General features: G+C 54.7%; 1 protein-coding gene. It reads right to left on the bottom strand.

The annotated features are described in order from the left end of the window. A partial coding sequence (locus tag AC1RPK_RS07615) for a hypothetical protein (RefSeq protein ID WP_481769334.1) occupies window positions 1-278 on the bottom strand: 278 nt, incomplete at its 3' end. Window positions 279-408 lie beyond the last annotated feature (130 nt).

Genomic DNA, 408 nt, shown 5'->3' with positions numbered 1-408 from the left:
GTCGTCAGTAGCTTTGTGGTGCCGATCAACACCTTGATCTTGTACTGACGGGCTTCCTGAAGGATAGCATCGCGCTCCGTCTTCTTCGTTGAGCCGGAGCCCAAGAAAGCCTTGGCTATTGGTTCTCCCGCGATCTTGTTGATTGCGGCGACCAGCGCCTTAATAGGCTTCACCTGAGACATTGGAATCAGGATCATGTGTCCGGCCCGCGCGTCGCGCACCGCCCACTCTGCGATCAACTTCAGGCGCTTTGCATCATTCTCAAGACTGCTTACCATTCGGGTCCACGGAACGTTACCCTTAGCCCGAAACGTATACTGTGTCTTGACCAGCCGAACATGAGGCCGCAACTTCTCGACCTTGATATCGGCAATCACCGGACCCATCAAATTCCGCATGAGCACGTAC

The sequence above is a fragment of the Dellaglioa sp. CoH-55-MRSF-6 genome, from assembly GCF_056782215.1.
The sequence above is the reverse complement of the archived record's forward strand: the minus strand, read 5'-3'. Positions and strand labels throughout refer to the sequence as shown.